The organism is Nitrospirota bacterium (assembly GCA_035516965.1).
Taxonomy (GTDB): domain Bacteria; phylum Nitrospirota; class UBA9217; order UBA9217; family UBA9217; genus MHEA01.
Genome location: DATIZR010000019.1, coordinates 1 through 24,031 on the forward strand (window position 1 = coordinate 1; position 24,031 = coordinate 24,031).

Consider the following 24,031-nt stretch of genomic DNA (forward strand, 5'->3'; position numbering starts at 1 on the left):
CGGCCTCAAGACCCACCCGATCTGACCGTCGCCGGCATTGGCGCTTACCGAGGCAACCCTGTTTGCGGCATCCACCAGGAACGCTTTGTAGACACCGGCCCCGGGATAGTTGCCATCCTTGAGGCACAAGGCATCTGCCGCCCCGATCCCCGTTGCCTTGTGCGTCCCCTCGGCGGCGACCAGGTTCCCGTCGAACACCGTGGCAGTGACGAACGTCTTGCGGCTCGCCGGCTTCTGGTAGTCGTACAACTGCTGCACTTCGCTGTCTGACAACGTGCGGCCGTAGTATCGGATATCGTCGAGCGCACCGTTCCAGTAGGTGGCCGCCGGCCAGGCGTTCTGGCCGAGGTCGAGCGACGTCAGGGACGCCGCTCCCACTGCGCCCGATTTCGTGGCCTGCGACACAAGCGCTCCATCCTTATAGAGCTTGATCAGCCCCGTTGTGTCATCATAGGTCCCGACGACATGGGCCCAGGTGTTCTGCGAATACGTCATGGACGTGCTCATGGTCGCACCGGGGATCACGGTGAGGATCATCGATCCGTGGATGCTGAAGAGGAAGTTGCCGTAGACGATCGATCCCGTGAAGGTGGTGTTGGTGGTTTTCGTCCAGAGGGAGAGGCTGAAACCGGTGCTGCCCGGCGCGGAGATGGCGCCGGCCACGTGGACCTTGGCGTCGGTACCGTTGAAGCTGCATGCCGAGCTGCTGTTCCCGTACCGGTCCGTCGTATAGGCGAAGCCGCCGCTCGGCGTGCCGTTCGCGCTGCCCACGGAATCGTTCACATTGCCGTCGCATTGGTACTCGGCCGCCAGGCCGCTGGTCACGTCGGTCACGGTGCAGACGACGGCTACATCGGTGACGTTTGCGCTGCCGACCGTGCCCGTCCCGCTGGTGACGACGCACTGCTTGCCTCCAGGCTGCGCCACAGAGGCGACGCTGTAAGTGGCATTGCTGCTGAGACCCGTCGGGAACGTGAACGTGCCGTTGGAGGAAAGCGCGAGGTTGTCTCCGCCGTTGTTCGTCAGGACGAGACCCGTGCCGGTCAGTCCGCTTACGACGCCGCCGACAGAATAGGTGGCCGCGGGCGGAGCCACGAACCCGACTCCGCCTCCTCCTCCGCTGCATCCCGTGATCATAAAGGAAATGAAAAGGACCACTATGCCGAGTGAAGCCTGGGTTGTCATCTTCCGATCCATATGCTTCCTCCTGATGTGAGGTAATTGGTCTTTCCGCTTCAACTAACCGCTACCTATACCCGCTTGCCTGCCGGGCGCCGGACTGCCTTTTTCGATCACGCCGCGCCTTTCTTCGCCGCTTTCTTCTTCACTATCTTTTTCTTCGTTTTCTTCTTCGGTGCATGCCAGTTGCGCGGGACGGGCTGCAGCATGCTTACGCGGTTGCCCTCGGGGTCGGTGAACGAGACGTAGCTTCCCACGCCGGGTATCTCCATGGGCTCGCCAAGCACAATGCCGCCCGCCTTGACGACCTTCGCGATCGCTGTTTTGATATCGCCCACCGCGATGACAAGGGACGGATATTGCGCTGGCCAGTCGGGTTTCTTCGGGTAGAATCCTCCGTTGATCGCACCGGGCCTGGTAGGCCCCTTCTCGCCGGTTTCGACGGTCGTCGCGAGGACATAGCTGCCCATCTCCTCGCCAAGCATCTGTGTCTGCCAGCCGAATGCGGACCTGTAGAACTTCGCCATGCGCACACGGTCTTCGAAGGGCATCTCAAAGTGAACGACGGGATCCATAGCATACTCTCCTTCTGAAGTAAGAAGGATGAATTAAGTAAACACCTACAGCCTCTTACTTCTTCCTTATGAATTCTGGGGCTTCACCCAGCGGCCATAAACGAGTGCTAAACTTATTTCTCGCGCAAAGCCGCAAAGACGCAGAGGTAAACTTCTGGGACATGCCGGGTTTGGTTAAATGCCTTGCTTTCCCTGCGCCTTGCAGAAGTCCCATGCGGCTATTCCCGGCAGGTGACCGAGGACGAGGGTGAAGCATTTCGGATGTCCGAAGCCCAAAGGGCAAGTTTCCGAAATGTACCGAGGACGACCGAGCATGACGGACAAGAATGGTCGCCGGGTGCCCTTCTTTGGGTCACCTTGCTTGGGCACGCAAGAAAGGTGACAAGAGATTTATACAGGTGCGAGGACCTGCGAACCTCGTCTTTTTGATTGTTACAAAGAGCCCATCCGGGCTCGGACTTTGGAATTGACACTCTTTTCTATGCGCTCCGGTCATTTGCCCGCGGTGTTGGTCGCAACCCACGCAGCAAAGGCATGCATGAACTTCGCCGCGAATTCACGGACCGAATCATTGGTGAGATTGCCGCTCTCGTCGAAGAGATTCGCGGCATTCCCTATATACGCCTCCGGCTGCTGCATTGCGGGGACATCGATGAACACCAGCGATTGCCTCAAGTGGTGGTTCGCGCCGAATCCGCCGATGGCTCCCGGCGAGACACTCACCACCGCGCCCGGCTTTCCCGCCCACCTGTTCTTTCCATAGGGACGGGAACCCACGTCGATGGCGTTCTTGAGCGCTCCGGGCATGGAGCGATTGTACTCGGGTGTTACGAACAGGACCCCGTCGAACTTCTTCAGGCGCTCCCGGAACTCGGTCCAGACTGCCGGCGGGTTATCATTATCAAGGTCCTGATTATAGAGCGGAAGCCCTCCGATCTCGATGATCTCGAGCTCGAGCGAATCAGGTGCAAGCTTCATCATCGCCTTTGCCATTTTGCGGTTGAGCGAGTCCCTGCGCAGGCTTCCGACGATGACCGCTATTCTTTTCCGTGCCATTGCCGCTCCTCTCTCCCTGCCAACCCGAGCCCTTCACCAGGTGCTCGGCTGCGAAGGCCTGCCGGATCGACCCGTGAGCTGACCGGAAGTGCGGTGCTCTGATAGGCGTCGTAATACTTGTCCCAGAGCTTGTTCCGGAATTTGTTTGTCGGGTCCACCATTCTTTTCAGGGCGAAGAACTCCGGCGCGCGGGGATAGGCCCTCAGGAATTGCTCATAGGTCGCATGCGGTTGATACGGCAGGTAGTAAGTGCCGCCCGCGTTTATTGCCGCATCGATCAATTCGCGGGTCCAGGCCGCGACCTTTTCCCGCGACGCGCTGTCCGTGCCCTGTTTATAATACACGACGAATGCGAAGACCTCCTGCCGGGCCCATGCCATGATCGTTCCCGGGTCGCGTTCGGCATGCCGGACCGAGACGTTGATGACGTTGACCCGGTGGTGCCGGAAGCAGTCGCACATTCTCGGAACGAATTCGTCGAACCGCTCTACGGGAACGAAATATTCCTGAAGAACATAGGTCGAGTCGCTGCGTGAGGACGGCTCCAGCTCCGCAACGTCATAGCTCGCCTCGTAATTACGCCACTCCACGCATTCGCCCCGGTACATCAGGGAGTCCACGATATACTGGCGGATGGCCTTGCCCATCGGCCATTCGGAGATCACCCAATAGGTGAAGCGGTCGAGGGAGTAGTTCCTGCCCCTCGGCATCAGCCGCTCCTGTCCGGTTGCCGGTTCGTCGGTCTTCACATAGGATACAGCATGGACCGTGTCGTACGCGTCGGGGTAGATATCGGCATTGTGGAATACGATCTCCTTTGATCCACGAACCTCCCGGAAGAAGTAGCCCGGGTAGTCGGCAAGGGGCATCGTCCGGTGCCGGCGCTTTACCCTGCCGTTGTCGGTCAGATCGAGGGTCGCCTCGGTGATGACGCCCAGGCCCCCGTATCCCCCGATGACCCCGTAGAAAAGCTCGCGGTTCCTGGCAGGGGTAGCTTCGACAAGCGCCCCGTTCGCCAGAACGACCTTCAACGCACGCACCGAGAGGACAAGGGGCCCCTGTCCGAGATACCTGCCGTGCGCATTGACGGAAAGCGACCCGCCGACCGTAAAATTCGCATAGGTCTGCATGATCCGGACGGAGAGGCCGTAGGGATCGATCCGTTCCTGGATCTGACGCCACCGTGCGCCCGCCTGGACCGTGATGGTCCTTGCAACGGGAGAGAACGCGAGGATCTTGTTGAACCCGCGCATGTCGATGTGAAGCGCGCCTTCCGTCGCCGTTTGTCCGCCCATGCTGTACCTGCCGCCGCCGATCGAGATGGGTCCGGGATTGCGTTTAACGGCTTCGACGATCTCTTCGGTCGTTGTCGGCGTTATGATGCGCGCCACCGCGATCGGATTGAGTTGGGTAATGTCATTCACAACGGCCGGCAATGCGGGCCGTTCAACGGGCGTGACGATCGCTCTCCGGACCGATGCCCCGAAAAGCAGCGCGACCGCGATCAGCGCCGTACAGCCCAGCCGTTTAAGAACGCTCTTGAAGGGCGCGTTCACGGCTCCCTCTTCCTCCCTTGCCCCCTGCCAGGGTCCCGTGCGCAGCACAGGGGACGTTGATACGTGACAAGCATTACGCCAGACCGTCAAATGCTCGCCATTCTCTCGATCAAGCCCTCATGGAGTCGGATCTTTTTCTTCACCCCATCGCCTGTCCCAGGTCCTCGATCAGGTCCTCCACGTGCTCGATGCCCACGGACAGCCGCAGCAGCGCGTCGCTCACTCCGATCCGTTTCCGTTCTTCCGCCGACATCTTCGCATGCGACGTCTTTGCCGGCGAGCAGATCGTAGTCTCGATCCCGCCGAGGCTCACGGCAGGCCGGATGAGCTTCAAGCGCCGGAGGCAGTCATCGGGGCTGACGGCTGCGTCCAGCTCGAAGGAAAGCATGGCGCCGAAGCCCGTCATCTGCGACCGGGCGAGGCTGTGGCCCTGCGAACCGGCGAGGCCGGGGTAAAAGACCTTCTTCACTTCTTTCCGCTCCGAAAGATATCCCGCGATCCTGCCGGCGTTCGAGGTCTGACGCTCCATCCTGAGAGCAAGGGTCTTCAGGCTCCGCTCGAGCAGGTAGCAGGTTTGGGCGTTCATGACTCCGCCGAAGTGCCTGGCAAGGTCGCGGATGGTCTTCGCCTTTTCGGTTGAAGTCACCGTTATGCCGCAGCAGAGGTCGCTGTGGCCGCCGAGATACTTCGTGCCGCTGTGCACGACCACATCCATGCCGAGGCCGAGCGGGTTCTGCAGGACCGGGCTGGCGAAGGTGTTGTCGATGATCGAGACCACGCCCTTGTCCCTGCAGCAGGCTGCCACCTTCCGGATGTCGATAACGCTCAGGAGCGGGTTCGTCGGGGACTCGATGACCACGACCTTCGTTTCCTTGCGGATCGCCGCGCATACGGCCTCGGCGCTCGTGGCCGCGAAGGTGTGCGCGATGCCGAGCCGGGCGAACGCGTCGGTCGCGAAGGAATGCGTCCCCCCGTAGAGCTCGTCCATCATGACCACGTGGTCCCCGGCCCTGGCAAAGGCGCAGACGGTCGTACTGATCGCAGCCATGCCCGAGCCGAACAGCACGCCGTCCTCGGCGCCTTCGAGGCTGCAGAGCTTCTCGACGATGACGCGCTGGTTGGGCGTGTTGAAGTAGCGCGGATAGGGAACGTCCTGCCGGTCGCGGTACTCGAAGGCCGAAGAGGGGTAGATCGGCGTGTTCACCCCGCCGGTTACCGGGTCGAAGATGCCGCCGCTATGAACGCATTGCGTGTCCTTTTTCATTCCCTTTCCCCTTCCCGCAGTCCCGTCCCTTTCGTTTAAAAAAGCTTATTATAAACGGCTCGGAATATCAAGGCGAAAAGATAAAAAGCCCATTGCCGAATGAGGGCAAGGGCTTTAAAAAATTAAAAATAACGTCGCTTTCTATATTAATATACTCTCCCAGCTGCCAATTAAAATATGCCAACAGCCATCACGGGTATTTAAATAAACTTCGCTGAATCCAGCACCCACGAAAGCTGCGTTTTTGCCGCGTGCTGAAATCTGATCCAGTGAGCATTTCCGTCTTTTAAAGTGATGTTGACGAATCCCGGCCGCGGCAAAGGTGCTCCCGGGATCGTGGTGGCGTCAAGGATGTTCCCGGTGTTTCTTATAAAACTAAGCGCCTCGTTGATCCACTTGTCTTCATCGTATTCGAACTGGATGCTGTATTTGTTTCGTATCTGTTTAATTCGCGAATTACTATCCGTAGCCCCGACAAATTGCTCGCATGCTCCCTTTACACCACTCCAACTCGCGGACCCTTTATTTATCAAGCCGAATATTGCCTCCATGGCCTGAATGGCTCGGTCCCGATTCTTTATGTCCTCGTTGATCCTTTCGTCCCTCCATGTGGTGGATATCTCGTCCGGCATCGTGAGGACTTCGGCTTGTCCTATATTCGGCGGGATGTTTTTTACAATGTTGTGGTAGACCCTGTTCCAGTCTTCATGAAATGCGCTGAACCGTGTATGCGACCATGTATCCGCGTAAGTATGAAGAGCAATTCCGAGCTTGTATAGATCATTTTGCGATTTTGCCGCATTGACGAGTGCCGTCGAGCGGGTGCAGCCCTCATCAGTACAGAGAGGGTTTGTGTGCCCGTTTATGGACGCCTTGTTGTCCCCGGGAATGAAATGAAAGGGGCAATAGGCGTAACGCTGAACATGAAGGTCGAAGCAAGTGAAATCCTCACCTTGGGTAATTATCGGGAACGTGATCTCCGTGGCATCCTCGATTCGTTTTGGGAAATCCACGTAAAATCGGCCAAACTCGTCCGACACGACGTACTGGCGTTCCTTGTTGTTGTCAACGTATTGCGACGCGTAGGCGAGCACTTCCGCATCTGCATCGGTGTACGCTGCTTCCTTTGCCAAGCCATATATAAGGTAGTAATGAAAATCGATTTGCATGCGGCCTCCTCAATTAACTGTAATTCGCGTTCATACCCTCGTGACTAATGGTGTTAAGTCTTCAAACGCCTGCGGGGGGGGGTTAAAAGCCGTATGAGATGACAACTCCGTATCCGGTTTTTGTTACTTTCTTAGTTCTGACCCCCTGCTCACCTGCTGGTAGAGGCATGCCTGCCTCAAACCCATCGGCCAAGACCCGGGCGTTTGGGTCCATAATGAATCCAAAGCCGATATTGAAACTGCCACCGTCGGTAGGGTTATTTTTGTATTTTGTAGCAAGCATTAGGCCGGCGATTGCGGACTCGACAATCTTGTCATTTGTCGTTTGCACACCTAAAAACCATCCCCAATACAGCGGTCCTGTGATGTGTCCGAAGAAGTTATGGGTTTCAAACACTGCTCCTAATATATTGTTATCTCCTTCATCAATGGAGACTATGCCATTTTGCACTGACGTCGCAACAACCCTTGATTTACCATGGAAATGAGATCCCAACAACCCTATGCCAAATTTAAACCCGTACATCTCTAGATTTTGCTGAGCGGCTTCATAGTTCTGATCATTTTTTTTAGACAGATCTTCTTTTTCCTGAGGACTGGAGGGTGATTCTGCAATTTTTTTCTTATTCTCTTCGTATTTTTGTTCAATCTGCTTTTTATTCATCGTGCTTGCATCTAGTGTTTCCAATGCTAGACCAAAAGCTGTCGATAAAAATGTTAAATTCAGAAGCGCTACTGCGACTGGCAGGTAAATCTTTTTCATTGCAAATCCTCCTTATCTTAGCTCTTATAAAAGATCTCTTCACAAATTCAATTTCAAAGCGCTTGCTATCAAAATGACCTCTCTCTATACCATTATTTCGTCGTGTTCCTCAGGCTTGGACAAATAGGGACGTTGTCACTCAGCGCGCTTAACTTAATTAGGCAAAAAAACTCAACCCAGGAGACAATGTCCCTAAAACCCTTAATTTTGGCGAATGATGTTGTATGGATACGGCTCAGAAGGTTTCCCGTCGTCATTCGTCACGACGATCTTGACTTGTGTAGGTGACATTCCGGACGGGACAGCGACTTTAATTGACGTGTCTGTCCAGTCTTCCTTCTTATCAACCGCACCTTTCTGTTCATCGAACTTCACAATGCCTTTCCCTTGCTGTTTGCCAAACCCTTTGCCAGTCACCGTGACCTTGTCACCGGCCTTGGCTCCCTCGGTCGGATCGACTTGCGATATCGTGGGCACTGTGGGTACTACGGAACCCCCGGTCTTTCCGTCACCGGACTTGGTGGCGCTGGCGGCCTCAGTGGCGGCCTTGGAACCAAAGTAGAATCCCGTGATCGCTGTCAAGGTGCCGGCCAGTAACATGAGTAGCTTCTCCGCTATGTCGGGAACCTTGCCGGGCGGGAACACGACGAGGTGGAAGACTGCAATAGCCAGGACGAGGATGAGCGTCACTGCGACAATGCCTCGCGTGAGCCCAGTGAGGCCTGTTGGCCCCTGGTCCATGTCCGCGAGGAGGGCCTTGATCTGGTCGATGGTCGCATTACACCCGTCCAGTTTGTTGAGAACTTTGGACCGCTCCGCGTAACTCCTATTGATGTCGTAAAAAGTGAAAATAGACGGCGGCAAAACGATGAGAAAAACATATAGAAGGAGAAGCCAGACTCCCTTGATTCTCTCCGTGGACTCTACATATTTCAGTTGTCCTACGGCCACCACCTTGTCGTCCTTGCCGAGGACCTCAACGTCGGCCAGACCTACAAGGTCGAGTTTCGGAAGTTGGACGGACAACTTGCCCTCCGACCGTTTCACGTCGACTACTTGTCCGCCTAATCGAATATTTTTGATCTCTTCCTGATTTTGGATGCTCTTGTCCAGCGTGATTATAATCGTCGGAGTTGTGCCCTTCAGGATTCGATCGGGACTGAAGCGTGCCTCAGGCTGGTCCGCATGAATATTTACGGCTGCTGCTGCAAAGACGACCACTGCGATAACGGCGATGAATGTGATGCGACGTATACGCATAATGCCTCCTTTTCGGCGATTGCTACCGCACCCGACGTGCGGATAGTCCCTGCAGTCCGCGAAAGTTGACAGGCCCGTTCTTATCACATATTGCCCCGCCAGGTCTAGGCCGACGACTGGGCAACGCCCTCTTAATGCTCCTATGGTCAAATAAACGCTAACTGAGTAACCCTGATATAAGGTGCGGGGCTTGGCCCCTGCCAACCTTAATAGGGGTCACACTCGGCGACAAATCTCGGATGTTGACAACTGCGCCCGGACTCAAGAAGTTCAAGTCTTCATCATATCCAAGGTTCGCTTCTGCAAACTGCTACCGCATTTTTGTTGCCCTCTCTCCCGGCCGGCCGAGTGGACGAGTTGAGCTTCAAGAGTTAATTAGCCTTTGTCGCGTCGATCACATCGCCGGCCGAATGCATGATCGATTGAACATCTCCCAGGGCGACGGCTGAAGCCAGTTGTACGACAGGCTCGGCTATTTTCATCACGTTCTTGACCCGCCCCGCGGTGTCCGCCGCGCTGCTCAGGGCTTTTTTTGCGTCATCGATCCTGGATATGCAATTCTGTATATTGCCTCCCCTGCTTCCGATGGTTTTTGCGTGCACGGCTGAAAGCGCACTCGTGGTCAAATCTAGGATGTTGACAAATATACCCGAAGTTAAAAGGATCAGATCTGCATCAGAGACATAGACAGGGCTGGCTTATTCATCTTGTTTTCGTGCCGTTTGTTACTCTATCTACAGGTTGTCCGTGCTGACGCGGCTAGCCTGACAAGTCAATTAACTTTCGCAGCGTAGATCGCGTCGCCGGCTGAACTTTTGCTTGCACGATATCGCTGCATGAAAATTATTTTGTGTTTTTTTAAACATCCGCGCATTACCCGCAACCGATGCAACTATTATTGACCGCTGATCAAACTTATCAGAAGCCCTCCTAGTCTGGACGACCTGTTTTAGTAATAGTGGGTCCATCAGGGTATCCAATGGCACTAAGTGGTGTATTCCAAACATGAATACTATTCCAGTTGAACTGGAACCTATCCATTACTGCCGGGGATTCAATCCATCTTTTCTTTCCGTTGTCAAACAAAAACACCTTAGGATTGTCGTAGCATCTGAAAAGTATCGCTGTTTGATCCACGGCTGGCCCATCGTCTATGGCATTGATGTCAATGTCGAGGTGGATATTGTCCCATGTTTTAAAAAGTGCATCATAAACCCCTGGGTTCGGTATTCCACGCTTTTTGCCTTGGTCAATCACGTAGACAGTATCTTCGCCAGGTTTTCTAAATCTGAGCCCATCAAGGTCTGTTCGCAGTCCCATTTCGTCCTCCTTCATTTGGTTGGCTCATTCAGCGATTAAATGCGCGGATGTTTTTCATATCATCATTGGAACTCACGATCAAATCTCGGCTGTTGGACGCGGGACCCAGAGAGTCTCTTCATCATAGGTAAGCGGCGCCTACTCAAACTGTTACCGAGCCGTTTGTTACTTTCTCAGCATCCGGGTGTCCGGAGAGTGTGCTAAGCTTCTCGTGTTAATTGGACTTTGTCGCGTCAATCACATCGCCGGCCGAACGCATGATCGATTGCACATCTCCCAGGGCGACGGCCGAGGCCAGTTGTACGACAGGCTCGGCTATTTTCATCACGTTCTTGACCCGCCCCGCAGTGTCCACCGCGCTGCTCAGGGCTTTCTTTGCGTCGTCGATCCTGGAGATGCAATTTTGGATATTGCCTGCCCTGCTTCCGATGGTTTTTGCGTGCACGGCTGACGCTTTGTTGAGCGTATCGACGATGGCCTGGTTTATCTTTGCTATATCGTCTATGGAGAGCTGCTCAACCTTTTGCTGTTTGAGCTTTCTCAGATTGCCGGCCATATCGATCAGGGCGTCGCGCGCCTGGAGCATTTGCTGTACATCGGGCTTAACCATCCCTATTCTTTCCTCCGGCTTTTTCATGTTGGGTCAAAACCCTCACCCCTCCAGCACATACACCGCATACCCTCTTGGCGGGGCGTAGAATTCACCCCAACCATCGCCGTTGGTCCATTGCTCCTGCGGAATCCCCGCATCGTCCCTTCCGCGCCACGCCGCAGGAACGAATCTCGTGTTGCTCCACTGCGTCTTTACCCCTGCCCCGTTCCAGGCATCGCCCCGGTTGTTCATGACGAAGACGAGCCCCTTTTGCGCGCCCATGCCGCTTCGCTGCATGATGTAGAGGTCGTCGTCGCAATGGAGGATTGATGTTCCACCCCCCGCGTGGTCTTCATGCACCCGCACGAGGGCATCGATCCCGCCCTTGAGCCCTGCCTGCGCCAGTCCCCACGTGTAGTAGTCCTGCCAGAACACGCAGGGGTAACCCTCGTGGGTCAGGATGAAGGCGTAGGCCAGCATCTTTTCGTTCACGATCGGATCGTCGCGCGCAATGTCGTGGTTTTCCACGAACGTGACGGCCTGATAGGGCCTGTCTTTCATGAGGGTCCCGCCCTCGGCCAGGCTCCTCAGGCTGAACCCGTAGGTGTCGCACAGGTCCTTCAGGCGATAGCGCAGCGGAAAATCGAAGGCGCCTGCCGGGTTGTCGGACCAGGCATTCGTTTCGTCGAGCCAGTCAGAGATCCTGCGGTCGCTGTCCCAGCATTCGCCCACGCCGAAGGGCTTCAAGACCGTTCCGTTCCTGATCGCCCGCAGCTCCTGGATCGCGCGGACCATCCAGCCTCCGTACCCCTTGACGCAGTCATACCGGAAACCGTCGAAACGTATGTCTTCCAGGAGCCACTTCGCGTATTCGATGAGATGGGTGTACACGGCGGGGTTCCGGTGGCAAAGGTCGGGCATGTCGCCGAAGGCCATCTGGTCCCAGCGTTCGTACGGGGAAGGATGAAAATAGGTGTAGTCGCGCTTGAACTTGCCGCTCTTGGGAATGAACCTCGTCCATCTCTTCTGATTGTCGAGGGGGTTCAGCTCCTCGCTGTCCCCCCCGCTGTTGTGATTGATCACCAGGTCGGCATACACGTTCATGCCGCTGTCGTGGGCGGCCCGGATCAGTGCGAGCAGCTGGTCCTTCGAGCCGAACCAGGTCTTTGTCGATCCCTTCTGGGCGATGTCCCCGAGGTCGTAGTAGTCATACGGGTCGTACCCCATCGAGGGGCCGCTCAGGTTGGCGGCCTTGCTCGCGGGAGGCAGCCAGAGCGCGGTGAAGCCCGCGTCTTTCAGCGAGGGGACCTTTCCCTTGACGTGGTCCCACCACTCGTATTCTTTTCCTTCCAGCCTGGGGCAATCCCAGTAGAACGCCTGCATGATGACGCCCACGGAACCTCCTCACGATGTCGATTAGCAATGGGTGTTGTGGGAACGGACAAGTGTTATTGCGCGTGGCGTTCTTCTTCGTGCGGATTCCGGCCAATGCATCCCGGCGTCCTCCGCTGGTTTCCTCTTTAAACTATAGTAGGAAATCCCGGATACGTCACCTGTCAATAGTGACAGGTGCATTTGCCCGCGTTCGATGCTATTGATGGGTGTCAGATCATTCCAAAAAGGAGGAACTATGAATATGCGGATTGTAGATACAGGCGGGATGTTGCCGGAAGTGACGGGTCGGATGGACTATCGAAGCATCGTACTGCAGGAGGCGGATCTCACGGTGAGGACCCTCATCGAGGAGAAGGACAAGGCGCAGGCCTACCGGCTGCGCCACCGGATCTTCTGCGATGAGCTGAAATGGGTCCTTCACTCCACCGATGCCATGGAGTCTGATGAGTACGACCGGAACGCGGTCTTCTTCGGGGTCTTCGATGCGGGTAACAGGCTGGTTTCCTTCCTCCGGCTCATCATGCCCGGCCGCCAGTTCATGATGGAGAAGGAGTTTCTGTCTCTCGTCGGCCCGGAGCACCGGATAAGGAAGGAAATGGATACGGCCGAGATCTCCCGGTTATGCGTTGCGCCCGAGGCGCGGCACAATCACCTGGCCGGCAATTTCGATGTGCACCGGATATCCCTGATTCTGTTCAAGGGAGTCTATCAGTGGTGCGTGCTCAACAGGATACAATATCTCTACGCGGTAACGGAGCTGAAGGTATACCGTCTGTACTGTCTCAAAGGTTTTCCCTACCAATTGATCGGGAGGCCCGCGACGATGCCCGACGGGGTCACGGTCGTCGCCGTGATGCTGGACTGGCATGAATTTGAAACGATGAACGCGGTCAAACGGCCGGATCTGTTCGACTGGTTCAGGCCGACTCGATTATCCCCGCTTCCAGGGCAATCGCAACCGCATGGGACCTGCTCGACGCGTTCAGCTTCAGCTTGATGTTTTGACCGTGAAAGTGGACGGTCCTTTCGCTGATGCGCAGGATCCGGGAAATGTCCCAGGTGCTTTTTCCCTGCGTCATCCACCTCAGCACCTCCTTCTCCCGAAGCGACAGGGTGCCTGCTGTCCGGGACCGGTCGTACTTGACGGCCCTGCAGAGCGCCTGGTGGAGATGAGGGATGGAGACGTCGAGAATGGTTTCCGTGCGGCCGCTCTGCTCCACGGCCCTTCCGGCAAAGGAGAACAGGCTCCCCTCTTCGCCGGTGAAGCTCCGGACTCCGTGCGTGTAGCCGCGGTCGAGGCCGAAGTCCTGGGCGAGGGAAAGGAACCCCTTCGGAGGCGGCATCTTCCGGTAGGTGTCGGCCCAGTATTGGATCCGGAAGTTTGCGAAATTCTCCTGGAGAACGGGGTCGATCTGCTCGTAATTTCTCGTGACGTAGAGCTCGATCCATTCCGAGGGATAGTTTTCATTGACGATATCGAGTGACCGGATCTGCCCGTCCATTCCCTTTTTGCAGACAAGGCACGTGGTGACATCGTAGGCCATCAACGTCTTCAATCTCGCAAGGAGTCCCCTGAACGCATCCAGATCGTGGCAGGCAAGGCTCTCCTGGATCAGTTCGAGAAGAGAACAGGCGTCCTGATGGGACAGGTTATGAATACCGGCTTTTGTTGCCGAAGACAGGCCCATGGCTGTGATCCCCTCACGGGCGGAAATCGGCCCGTTTGATACTTCGCGTCCCGATAAATTTTTTTTGCAGAAGGGCGATGAGTGAATCCTGATGCATTTCTTCGAACGGACACTGCAAACATGCTACGAAAGGTAACGTTCGTTATTCGATATACGTATTTGAATCGAGGCGTGTTTTATTATCGTGAACATTTCCCTGCTTGTCAAGAAATAAAAAATCCGGCATTCGGACCGCTTCCTGCCTTTCTTCGGTGCAGCCGGCCTACGGGTTCTCGCACACCTTCATCCCCTTCTGTTTGAACCAGTCGCAGGCCTGCGTGAGGTACGGCTTGCCCTTGTTGTCCCTGTCGAGCGCGATCAGGTAGTGGGCAGCGTCGAACAGGTCGGCCTGCAGGGTTCGCTGCTCAACTCCACGCGGTTGGGGTCCCCTTTGCGACTTTGCGGCTTTGCGCGATAAAAAAGTCAGGCCTTCAGGGTGGGACCCTTCATTGCCATCGGTTCATGAAGGGAATAGGGACCGAGGGGGGGAAATCGCAAATCAGACGCGGTGACGGGGCGACGGGGAAAAACGTAAAGCGGACGCGGTGACCGAGTAGCGAAGGGGTCAGAGTAGAAACGACAAGGCGAAAGGCCTGACAACATGACTACCGCAAAATCGAGTTGCCTGAATCCCGAATCATGGCAACGAGCCGTGCCATGATGTGTTCATATTTCTGATCCAGGCTCTCCGCGGTCTGCTTCTCGATGTAAGAACAACGCAGTGCAAGCTCAATCCGGGTTTGCGTTTCACATGCTTCCGACTCGCAATCGTTCAGTTTGCTCTTGAACGCTGCCTCGTACCGCCTCTTTCTCCAGGCTTCTGAAATATTTGCCGGCACTGAACGGGAGGACCTGCGTATCTGATCGACAAGGGAATATCTTTCCTCAGAAGGAAACGTTTTCGTGACCGCGAAGATATCCATGGCCGCATCCATTGCATCCTGCCCTACCTCTAACTCGTTATGGCCTCGGATATTGCCCACTCCGCGACTCCCGTGCCCCTGACGTAGCAGCCTCGCTTCACCGTCTCTCGACTGCCTTAACGTCTGCTTGTCTCCGTGTCTCCCGTCTCCGTGTCTCCCGTCTCCGCGTCCCCTGTCCGCCTTACCCTCTCCGCGTCTGTTTCATCATATTTCCAGTATGATCGGCAGGATCATGGGCCGGCGCTCCATCCGCTTGTTGATGAACTTCTTGAGCGCGGACCGGACCCGGGCCGAGACGAGCGACCAGTCGCCCTTGGCCTCGGGGATCATGACCAGGAGCGTGTCCATGACCACGTCCTTCACCTCGGCCAGCAGCTCCTGCGAGGCGTCCTCGAACACGAACCCCCGCGACACGATGTCCGGACCGCTGACGACGCTGCCCGTGGTCTTCTCGATGCCGAGGATCACGATCACCACGCCGTCGTGGGCGAGCTTCATCCGGTCCCTGAGCACGACGGTCTCGACGCCTCCCTCGGCAGCCGATCCGGTGGTCTTGCCGTCGATGTAGACCCTCCCCACGTTCACGATGCCCGCCCTGCGGGCGCTGTTCTCCGTGAACTCCATCACCACGCCGTTCTCGATGATGAAGATGTTCTCCTCGGGGATGTTCACCTTTGTCGCGAGCTGGGAATGATAGACCAGGTGGCGGTACTCCCCGTGGACCGGGATGAAGTATTTCGGCTTGATGAGGGAGAGCATGAGCTTCAGCTCCTCCTTGGAGGCGTGGCCCGAGACGTGCACCTCGGAAACCTTCTCGTAGAACACCTCGGCGCCGTGCTTGAACAGGTGGTTGATGATGCGCGTGACGCTCCGCTCGTTCCCGGGGATCATCTTGGAGGAGAGGATAATGGTGTCGCCCTTCCTGATCTGGAAGTGCTTGTGCTCGTTGGCCGCCATCCGGGAGAGCGCGCTCATGGGCTCGCCCTGGCTTCCCGTGGTGATCAGGACGACCTGGTCGTCGGGCAGGTTCCTGAGGGCGTCGATCCTGAGCCACGTGTCCGCCGGCATCCTGAGATAGCCCAGGTCGAGCGCGATCTGGGCGTTGGCGATCATGCTCTTGCCGTTCAGGATCACCTTGCGGCCGTGCATGACCGCGACGTCGATGATCTGCTGAACGCGGTGGATGTTCGAGGCGAAGGTGGCCACCACGATCCTGCCCCGGGCGCGGCCGAAGATGTCCTCCAGCCCGCGCCGCACCTCCTTCTCCGAGAAGGTGTAGCCGCCCTGGCCGGCGTTGGTGCTGTCCGACAGGAGCACGAGCGTTCCCCGGTCGCCGTACTCGGCGAAGGTCTTGAGGTCCATCACCTCGCCGTCCACGGGCGTGGGGTCGATCTTGAAGTCGCCCGTATGGACGACCCTGCCCGCGGGCGTGGTGATGCCCAGGCCGACGCCGTCCACGATGCTGTGCGTCACCCGGATGAACTCCACGCTGAAACAGCCGAGCTCCACCACTTCGCGCGGCCTCACGGTGACGAGCTCCGCCGAGGCATCGAGACCGTGCTCCCTGAGCTTTTCCTTCACGAACCCGAGCGTCAGCCGCGTGCCGTAGACCGGCACGGGAAGCTCCCGCAGCAGGAACGGGAGCGCGCCGATGTGGTCCTCGTGGGCGTGGGTGAGCACGACGGCCCGGACGCGGTCCCGGTTCTCGAGCAGGTAGGAGAAATCGGGGATCACGATGTCCACGCCGAGCATCTCGGCGTCGGGGAACATGAGCCCTGCGTCGATGACGAGAATGTCGGTCCCGCATTCGAGGACGGTCATGTTCATCCCGATCTCGCCCACGCCGCCAAGCGGAATGATCGAGAGGCTATTGCCGTTGCCGGGAGGGGGGGACGATTGCTGCGGATCGGGGGCTTCCTGCATAGCGCTCCTTGCCGGTGCCGAAGATGGATCTGTTCTATCTTATTTAGCGCCGCTTTTCAAGCGCGATCTTCATCGGGGCGGGGGCAGGAGCAGGACGGCAATCGTGCCCGGGCCCCGCTCCCCGGTCGGGAAGGGCTCACGCCTGCCTACTGCCAGAGGGCGCGGAGCGCCTCCTTGAGCTGAATGAGGTCATAGGGCTTCGCGATGGCCGCGCTGAACCCGTAGGTCCGGAAGTTTCTGAGGATGGGATCATCGGCATATCCGCTCGATACCACCGCGCACACGGCCGGGTCGATCTGCTGCAGCCTCCTGACCGCTTCGAGGCCTCCTGCGCCGACGGGTACGGTCAGATCGAGCAGAACGAATTCAAAAGGCCTGCCCCGGTCGCGGGCCAGCCGGTATCGTTCTACGGCCTCGCCTCCCTCCCCGGCGCATTCCACCTCGTAGTCGAGATATTCCAGCATTTCCTTCACGATGGTCCGTACCCGTTCTTCGTCGTCCATCACGAGGATCCGTTTTCGCTCCCTCCCTGTTGCCGGCTTTTCCTGCGGCAGGCGGGCCGCTTCCGCATGCGGCGCTGCGAGGGGAAGAAGAACATGGACGGAAGTGCCCTTTCCCGCTTCGGAGTCCACGGTGATCATTCCCTGGTGCTTGCGCACGATGGAATGGCAGATGGCAAGGCCGAGGCCGCGCCCCCGGCGGCTCCCGAATTCCCTGGTCGTGAAATAGGGATCGAAGATCTTCGGCAGGTTCCCGGATGATATGCCCTCTCCGTGGTCAATGATCGAGATCCTCAGGTACGACCCCGGCTTGACCTGCACCGCTTCGGCCGCGCCCAGGACCGTGCTGGTTGCGGAGACGCGGACAATGCCGCCGCCCGGCATGGACTCGGCGGCATTCGTCACGATATTCATGATCACCTGCTTCAGCTGGCTTTCGTCGGCATGGAGCGCAGGGAGCGCGGAAGGCAGCTCGAATTCCGCCTTGACACCCGAGTCCCGGAGCGCGAGCGCAACGGCCTCGTTCAGGAGCCGCGGCACGGACAGGGCCTGCATGAGCGGCTCGCCGCCCTTCGAGAACGTGAGCAGCCGGTAGCTCAGGTCCTTTGCCTGGGCACAGGCATCCTCGGCGCTGGTCAGCAGGCGGGACACCTTGATATCGGCGGGAACTCTCATCTTCGCCAGGGTGACATTGCCCAGGATCGCGGTCAGGAGATTATTGAAGTCGTGGGCGATGCCGCCCGCGAGGATCCCGATCGACTCGAGCTTCTGCAGCTTCAGCAGTTCCTGGCCCAGCCGTTTGCGTTCGGTGATGTCCTCCACGAAGCCGAGGATCCACGATTCTCCGGAGCCCTGGCGGATCACGGACACCGTCAGCATGCCCTGCATCACGGTACCGTCTTTTCTGAGATACCGTTTTTCCATGCCGAAGTGCTCCTGCCCCTGTTCCAGCGCGGCGTTCAGCAGGCGGATATTTTCCGCGTCGTCATCGGGAACGCTGATCTCGGACACGCTCTTTCCCGTGAGCTCATCCCGGGAATAACCGAGCATGCGCTGAAAGGCCGGATTGCAGCTCACGATGCGCCTGGACTTGTCCGTCACGACCATGCCGAAGGCGGCCCGTTCAAAGACCATCCGGAAGCGCTGCTCGCTCATCTGCAGGAGCTCCTCCGCCCGCTTGCGCTCGGTGATGTCCTCCCCGATGCTCGCAAACCCGGTCACCGCTCCCTGCAGGTCGTACAGAAGAGTATTGTTCCAGCGGATCATCAGCTGTTCGCCGCTTTTCGTCCGGATCGGGTGTTCGAAATGAGCGGGAACCTGGTCATGACGGGGATCACGCGGGACCGGGAACGCGGCGGGCGTGTCCGGCATGAACACCTCGGACCAGTTCTTCGCCATCACCTCCTCGACCTTCCATCCCGTGAGCGACAGCAGGAAGTCGTTGCAGAAGGTGATGTTGCCGTCCGCATCCAGGATCACGGCGATGAGGGTGACATGCGCGAGCAGATCGTGGAACCGGCGGTGCGCCTCCCGGAGGGACTCTTCGGCCAGCATCCTGTTCGAGATGTCACGGCTGAACACGGACAGACCGTGGCGGGAAGGGTAGGCTGTGATCTCGTAGAAGCGGCTGCGGCCTTCCCCCTTCTCCTGGGTCACGAGGGACTGCCGTTTTCCGGTCCTGAGGACCGCGCGGTAGAGCCGCTCGACAGAAGCATGCGCGGGCCCCGGGAACAGCTCCGTGAAGGTCTTTCCCAGGGCATCCTTCGCGGCGATGCCGCTCACGGTCTCGCAGGCGCCGTTCCAGTAGGTATAGCGGAGCTCGTTGTCAAGGGCGCAGTAGGGGTCGCTCAGGCTCTCTGCCAGCTCATGGTATTCAGCCTCGCGCTCGCGCACCGCGGCCTCGGCCTGCTTTTGGCCGGTCACGTCCTGGTATATCCCGCAGACGGCGGAAACGCCGCCGCTCTCGTCGAAGAGGGGAAACTTGAGCAGGGTGAAGTTGTGAAGTTTTCCCTGGAACGGGAGGGACAGTTCACCGGTGACCCTGCCTCTGGTCTCCCGCACCTGCTTATCGTCCACGTTGATGCGGGCGGCATACTCCGCGGGGAACAGCGCCTCCGCCGTCTTCCCGATGAGGTCCTTTGCGTCGGCGGCCATAAGCCGCTCGAAAGACTTGTTCACAAACAGGTATCTTCCCTCGAGGTCCTTGATCACGATCGCCGAAGGCAGCCCATTGAGACAGCCCTGGTGCAGGCTCCCGCGGCCGGAGGATTCGAGCTCCGCGATCTTGCTGCGGAGCGCCCGCAGCTCCTTCTTGAGTTCCTCAATGGTGCGGTCTTCGTCGTTTCTCATGGTGCGTCCTTTGACTTCCCCATGCGGGGGGGAACGATGTTTGTTAGTATAGCAGAAGATACCTGAATGCGACCGGGAGCCCGGCATTAAAAACAGGTGCCCACGAACGTTGTTCCCGCGTACTTCCTGCGCACGTAGTCCAGGGAGCGGTGGAAGTCCGGAGAGGTGTCCCCGAAACTCAGGTGCCGGGCGTTCATCGGGACGGCCATGGTCCGGACCCCGTGGTTGACGCGGGCGTTCAGGGAGAGCTCCTCGGCATAGAGATGGAAGCCGAGGTTCTCGTCGAACCGCAGCCCGTGCTTTTTGACGAGCGATGCGTGAACGATCAGGCAGCAGCAGTCGACGGTGTCGACGGGAACGGGTTTTGTGATCGGGATGCCGTGATCAAAGAACCGGTTGTCGCCCCGCGCCTGTCGGATCCGGCCCAGGAGCACCTTCTTTTCCAGGACGATCTTCCCTCCCCGGACGAAGAGGCCACGCCTGCGGACGGCGCCGATCGGGCCGTAGAGGGAGTCGCGGTCGAGCTCCCGGAGCCGGGCCATCGGGTCCTCGTCAAAGCCGAAGTCCTGGTGGCAGAAGACGAGCCAGGAGTCCTCGTTCATACGGCTTTCGATGAAGTGGTTGTACCGCCGGGGAATGCCGATGTTCTCCGCCCTGTTGTCGTACGCGATGACCGGGTATTTGTTCATGAACGGATTTTCCCCGATCATCGTGCGGAACACGTCGTCGTCGTTCTTCACGCAGATTATCTGGAGCGGTCCGCTCACGGCGCGCCTTCCTCCCGCGTTCGCCTTGCGAGGCGTCCCGGTTCCTGCCGTTCCCCCGCGGCTTCGAGCTGTTCACGCTGTTTCCGTACATGGCCGTCCACGTTCCGGGACGTGACGAGCACGCCGAAGTCGGCCGGGACAACGACCCCGGGGGCCCCGAACATCTTCCTGAGCATCATGTCGCCCACCAGGTGCCGGAAGTGGGAGGTCTCGTGGTAATAGTAATTATCGGTCGTTATCGTGTTCAGGCCGCTGAAGTCGTAGTAATCGCTGATGCCCGCCAGCTCCTGCTTGAAGGCAAGCAGCAGGGCCTGGTCGGCGCCCAGATAGGTTGTCCGCTGGATCGGGTCGATGAACAGGGTCAGGCGGATGTTCCGCTCCTGTGCAAGGGCGACGATCTCCCGCAAACTTGCAAGGGTGTTCGCAAGGTTATCGCCGTAATAACGGATCGGTTTCTCGAACCGGGGGTCATGGCGGTGCTTCTCGACGTCCTGCTCGATCTCGTCGTCGCAGGTGGTGCAGATCACGCGGCCGGAATCATAGAAGTCGTAGAGGGTCCTCCGGGACGCCATCCTGCCTTCCCGGGTATAGTTGTACCTGAGGTACTCGCGGATCGAGGGAATGAAGCGCTTGATCTTGACAAAGTATTCGCTGTAAAAGGAGGCAGGCCTCTTTCCCGACACCCGGTAATGGGCCTGCCGCATGAGGTCGTTGGTGTGCTTGCCGGGGTCGATGACGAAGGAGAATTCATCCAAAGCGATCATCACGTTCCTGATGCGGATCCCCTCCTTCAGCATCAGCTTCAGGGTGTCGAGAAATTCATTCGGCAGCCCCTCGGAATATGCCATGTTGTACCAGGCTCCGTTCGTCATTTTTTTTGTGTCGATCTGAAGCGCCCTCGACGAGCCGAAGAGGAACGAATCGTACTTGTCCTTGTGGCCGAGCAGGTATTTCATCTTGATGAAGTTCTCGTTCGGCTCCTGGAACTGCCGGGAGAAATCCGTGCGCAGGATCCCGTAGGCGTCCACGGTGCAGTTGATGAGAATGACCAGGCCGATGACGCCCAGGACGCTGAGCAGCAGGCTGATCACCCAGCGCTGATAGGACATCCTGCCGGTCTTCATGCGAAGAGAGCTCATGGGGTCAGAACCTCATGCTCTCGGCGATCTTTTTCACGGCCTTCCAGCTCCAGTGCGTGTCGTCGGCGTAATAGACGTCGCGCTCCCCCTTCCGGATCTCCCCTTCAAGGATGGCCTTGGTATCGACCAGAACATACCGCCTGGGCATCGCCCGGAGCAGCTCGAAGAAGACGCTTTTCGGATAGGGGTTGTTCACGATATAGCCGCTGTACATGTTGTATTTGTCCGCAGCCGGCATGAAATACAGCGTGATCCCTTTCTTGCGCAGGAGGTCGGAGACCCGGTTGAAATGATCGTTCAACAGCCGGACGTTCTGCTCCGTTGCGAGCGGAACGCTTTCCACATCGGAGCGGTAGAACAGCAGCTTCCGCTCGTTCTTCACGCTGAAGCAGGGGGCGCTCATGTCCCTCGCGCAGACGTCGGAGAAGAACGCCCGGTCCGAGAACCGGTACAGAATGCTGTACAGGATGAACTTGAAATTGCCGGTGTTCAGAAACCCCACGTCCGGGGGATTGAACACGTAGGCCGCCTTCCGGTAATAGCGTTCCACCTCCGCGAGCGGCCTGGTCTCGCTGGCGTCGAAGGAGCCCGCATAGGCGCCCACGCAGTTCCGCTCCACCGTCTCCACGATGAGAAACCGGGGTCTCACCCGGTCCAGGTACCCGCTGTTCATCAGCACCACCGCCGTCGCAAGCTCGGAGGCCCCCGGGAGCGGCTGGACGTTCAGGACATCCAGCCCGTGGAGCGACGCGATCCAGTCCTGGTAGAGCGGGTCCCTGCCGTTGTCCTTCACATTCGAAAAGGAGTCGCCGATGGTGAGGACGTCCACATGCTCGCCGCGGTAGTCCGCGTTCTCGATGTGCCTCCGGGCAAGGGTGAATTCCGGCTTCCGGTAGTGCTTCGACCCCACGACATAGCCCATCCGGTCCAACCCGCCGTTATAGTATTTCTTGAACGTGAGAATGTCCTCGGTGTAGAGCTTCCAGACGAACAGGTTCAGGGCAATGAACACGAGATAGATGCCGACGAGGGCGAATACCCATTTCTTATAAGCGCTCTTCATCGTTAAAAATTGAAATACAGGAATTCCGTGACCCGGTTGATGTTCAGGATCGCATAGATCGCGGTCGCAGCAGCAAAAAGGACCGTTTTCCACGTCGGCTTGAAATCCCTGGTCATCTCGTTCGAGTTGCGCGCCGATACCGAGACGATCAGCAGCACGACGAGAAGGATCCACACGTTGTGATGGATGGGCTTGAAGAACAGCTGGCCGAAGGCGACGCCGTAGTTCCTGAGGAATCCGAACTTCCCGGCGACATCGGACGACAGCATCACTCCGTTCAGGCCGGCCATCGCCTTCAGCACCTTGAGGGCGTCCGGCCAGGACCGCGCCCGGAAGAAGACCCAGGCGACGTTCACGAAATTGAACGTGATGAACCAGGCCAGCAGGCGCGGCATCCGGAGGTTGAGCGAGGACCAGAGCCGGTGGATTGCCGTGGCAACACCGTGCAGGAAGCCCCAGAAGACGAAGGTCCAGCCCGCCCCGTGCCACAGCCCCCCGACCAGGAATGTGGCCATGAGGTTCTGGTAGGTCCTGAGCGTACCTTGCCGGTTGCCGCCCAGGGGGATGTAGACGTAGTCGCGCAGGAAGCGGCTCAGGGTCATGTGCCAGCGCCGCCAGAAGTCGGTGATGTCCAGGGCCTTGTAGGGCGAGTCGAAGTTGATCGGCAGCCTGATGTTGAACAGCAGGGCCGCGCCCAGGGCCATGTCGGTATAGGCGGAGAAGTCGAAGTAGAGCTGGAGCGTGTAGGAGAGACTCGCGACCCAGGCCTCGACGAGCGTCAGGGCCGATGCTGCCGCGAAGCCCGCGTTCGCTACCGGAGCGAGATCGTCGGCAATGATGATCTTCTTGAACAGGCCCACGAAGAACAGGAACAGGCCGAGCGATACGTTCCGGTAGTCCAGGACCTTGTTCCGCATGCTCGCGAACTGCGGCATCATCTCCTTGTGGTGGATGATCGGCCCCGCGAGCAGGTGCGGGAAGAACGTCACGAACAGGCCGTAGTTCAGGAAATCGTACTCCCGGGCCGTTCCCTTGTACGTGTCGACGAGATAGGCGATCTGCGTGAAGGTGAAGAAGCTGATCCCGAGCGGCAGGACGATCTTCTGCAGCGCCAGGTCCAGGCCCGCGAGCGCGTTGATGTTCGCGATGAAGAAGTCCGTGTATTTGTAGTAGCCGAGCAGCAGGACATTGAAGAGGAGGCCGGCGAGGAGGATGTATTTCCGGGAGCCGGCGTCGGGACGATCCTTCCCGGACCTTCCGAGGGACGAGCCGACGCCGTAGTTGACGAGAATGCTTGCCAGGATCAGGGCGAGATACTTGACGTTCCACCAGCAATAGAACACGAGCGAGGCCAGGACGAGCCAGGCCGTGGCAGCCCGGGTATAGCGCCACCGGTTCAGCAGGAAATAGATGATGACCGTGAGGGGAAGGAAAATGGAGAAATATTCGAATGAGTTGAAGAGCATTTACGCTGTCTGAAAGAAATTGATTTTGCTCAGGATACTACCTGT

General features: G+C 58.0%; 21 protein-coding genes. 1 reads left to right on the forward strand and 20 read right to left on the reverse strand.

What is annotated here, in order from left to right; translation table 11 throughout:
* The 12 genes from VL197_01560 to VL197_01615 form a co-directional block, all read right to left on the reverse strand.
* On the reverse strand, positions 1-1,197 hold a 1,197-nt coding region (locus VL197_01560), incomplete at its 3' end, for a LamG domain-containing protein (protein ID HUJ16655.1).
* 95 nt (positions 1,198-1,292) lie between these two features.
* A complete protein-coding gene (locus VL197_01565) occupies positions 1,293-1,754 on the reverse strand; it encodes a VOC family protein (GenBank protein HUJ16656.1) in 462 nt (153 codons plus the stop codon).
* Between the two features lie 492 nt (positions 1,755-2,246).
* Positions 2,247-2,810: an NAD(P)H-dependent oxidoreductase gene (locus tag VL197_01570; GenBank protein HUJ16657.1), complete on the reverse strand. Its 564-nt coding sequence runs from the start codon at positions 2,808-2,810 to the stop codon at positions 2,247-2,249.
* Positions 2,792-4,366, reverse strand: a complete 1,575-nt coding sequence (locus VL197_01575; protein ID HUJ16658.1) for an FAD-binding oxidoreductase — start codon at positions 4,364-4,366, stop codon at positions 2,792-2,794. Before VL197_01575 ends, VL197_01570 begins: the two co-directional genes overlap by 19 nt.
* 139 nt (positions 4,367-4,505) lie before the next feature.
* Complete coding sequence (locus tag VL197_01580) at positions 4,506-5,630, reverse strand: PLP-dependent aspartate aminotransferase family protein (GenBank protein HUJ16659.1); 1,125 nt, start codon at positions 5,628-5,630, stop codon at positions 4,506-4,508.
* A 200-nt stretch (positions 5,631-5,830) separates the two neighbouring features.
* The gene (locus tag VL197_01585; protein HUJ16660.1) at positions 5,831-6,799 is read right to left on the reverse strand and encodes a DUF6765 family protein; all 969 of its coding nucleotides are present in this window, start codon (positions 6,797-6,799) and stop codon (positions 5,831-5,833) included.
* A gap of 82 nt (positions 6,800-6,881) precedes the next feature.
* Positions 6,882-7,562, reverse strand: a complete 681-nt coding sequence (locus VL197_01590; protein ID HUJ16661.1) for a hypothetical protein — start codon at positions 7,560-7,562, stop codon at positions 6,882-6,884.
* A 201-nt stretch (positions 7,563-7,763) separates the two neighbouring features.
* A complete protein-coding gene (locus VL197_01595) occupies positions 7,764-8,822 on the reverse strand; it encodes an IPT/TIG domain-containing protein (GenBank protein HUJ16662.1) in 1,059 nt (352 codons plus the stop codon).
* Between the two features lie 371 nt (positions 8,823-9,193).
* Positions 9,194-9,424: a hypothetical protein gene (locus VL197_01600; protein HUJ16663.1), complete on the reverse strand. Its 231-nt coding sequence runs from the start codon at positions 9,422-9,424 to the stop codon at positions 9,194-9,196.
* A gap of 328 nt (positions 9,425-9,752) precedes the next feature.
* On the reverse strand, positions 9,753-10,157 hold the full coding sequence (locus tag VL197_01605) for a hypothetical protein (GenBank protein HUJ16664.1): 405 nt from the start codon (positions 10,155-10,157) through the stop codon (positions 9,753-9,755).
* 199 nt (positions 10,158-10,356) lie between these two features.
* A complete protein-coding gene (locus tag VL197_01610) occupies positions 10,357-10,752 on the reverse strand; it encodes a hypothetical protein (protein ID HUJ16665.1) in 396 nt (131 codons plus the stop codon).
* 42 nt (positions 10,753-10,794) lie between these two features.
* Positions 10,795-12,129, reverse strand: a complete 1,335-nt coding sequence (locus tag VL197_01615) for an alpha-amylase domain-containing protein (protein HUJ16666.1) — start codon at positions 12,127-12,129, stop codon at positions 10,795-10,797.
* Between the two features lie 235 nt (positions 12,130-12,364).
* Here VL197_01615 and VL197_01620 point away from each other — a divergent pair, with 235 nt between their 5' ends.
* The gene (locus VL197_01620; protein ID HUJ16667.1) at positions 12,365-13,126 is read left to right on the forward strand and encodes an acyl-homoserine-lactone synthase; all 762 of its coding nucleotides are present in this window, start codon (positions 12,365-12,367) and stop codon (positions 13,124-13,126) included.
* On the opposite strand, the gene VL197_01625 is transcribed toward VL197_01620, so the two are convergent.
* The 8 genes from VL197_01625 to VL197_01660 all read right to left on the reverse strand — a co-directional run bounded on the left by VL197_01625 (position 13,047) and on the right by VL197_01660 (position 23,986).
* The gene (locus tag VL197_01625; GenBank protein HUJ16668.1) at positions 13,047-13,817 is read right to left on the reverse strand and encodes an autoinducer binding domain-containing protein; all 771 of its coding nucleotides are present in this window, start codon (positions 13,815-13,817) and stop codon (positions 13,047-13,049) included. The two genes, VL197_01620 and VL197_01625, sit on opposite strands and share 80 nt — an antisense overlap.
* Positions 13,818-14,461: 644 nt before the next feature.
* Positions 14,462-14,839, reverse strand: coding sequence for a four helix bundle protein (locus tag VL197_01630; GenBank protein HUJ16669.1), 378 nt, complete (start codon positions 14,837-14,839; stop codon positions 14,462-14,464).
* A 144-nt stretch (positions 14,840-14,983) separates the two neighbouring features.
* Positions 14,984-16,702 (reverse strand): ribonuclease J, encoded by a 1,719-nt coding sequence (locus VL197_01635; protein ID HUJ16670.1) that lies wholly within the window; start codon positions 16,700-16,702, stop codon positions 14,984-14,986.
* A 146-nt stretch (positions 16,703-16,848) separates the two neighbouring features.
* Positions 16,849-19,551 carry a PAS domain S-box protein gene (locus VL197_01640; GenBank protein HUJ16671.1) on the reverse strand — a complete coding sequence of 901 codons (2,703 nt, stop codon included), beginning with the start codon at positions 19,549-19,551 and terminating at the stop codon, positions 16,849-16,851.
* An 86-nt stretch (positions 19,552-19,637) separates the two neighbouring features.
* Positions 19,638-20,318, reverse strand: coding sequence for a hypothetical protein (locus tag VL197_01645; protein ID HUJ16672.1), 681 nt, complete (start codon positions 20,316-20,318; stop codon positions 19,638-19,640).
* Positions 20,315-21,457: a hypothetical protein gene (locus VL197_01650; protein ID HUJ16673.1), complete on the reverse strand. Its 1,143-nt coding sequence runs from the start codon at positions 21,455-21,457 to the stop codon at positions 20,315-20,317. The genes VL197_01645 and VL197_01650 overlap by 4 nt, the downstream gene beginning before the upstream one ends.
* 4 nt (positions 21,458-21,461) lie before the next feature.
* Entirely contained in the window at positions 21,462-22,520 is a 1,059-nt protein-coding gene (locus tag VL197_01655; protein HUJ16674.1) for a hypothetical protein, read from the reverse strand.
* A gap of 2 nt (positions 22,521-22,522) precedes the next feature.
* Positions 22,523-23,986, reverse strand: a complete 1,464-nt coding sequence (locus VL197_01660) for an MBOAT family protein (GenBank protein ID HUJ16675.1) — start codon at positions 23,984-23,986, stop codon at positions 22,523-22,525.
* Positions 23,987-24,031: the final 45 nt, after the last annotated feature.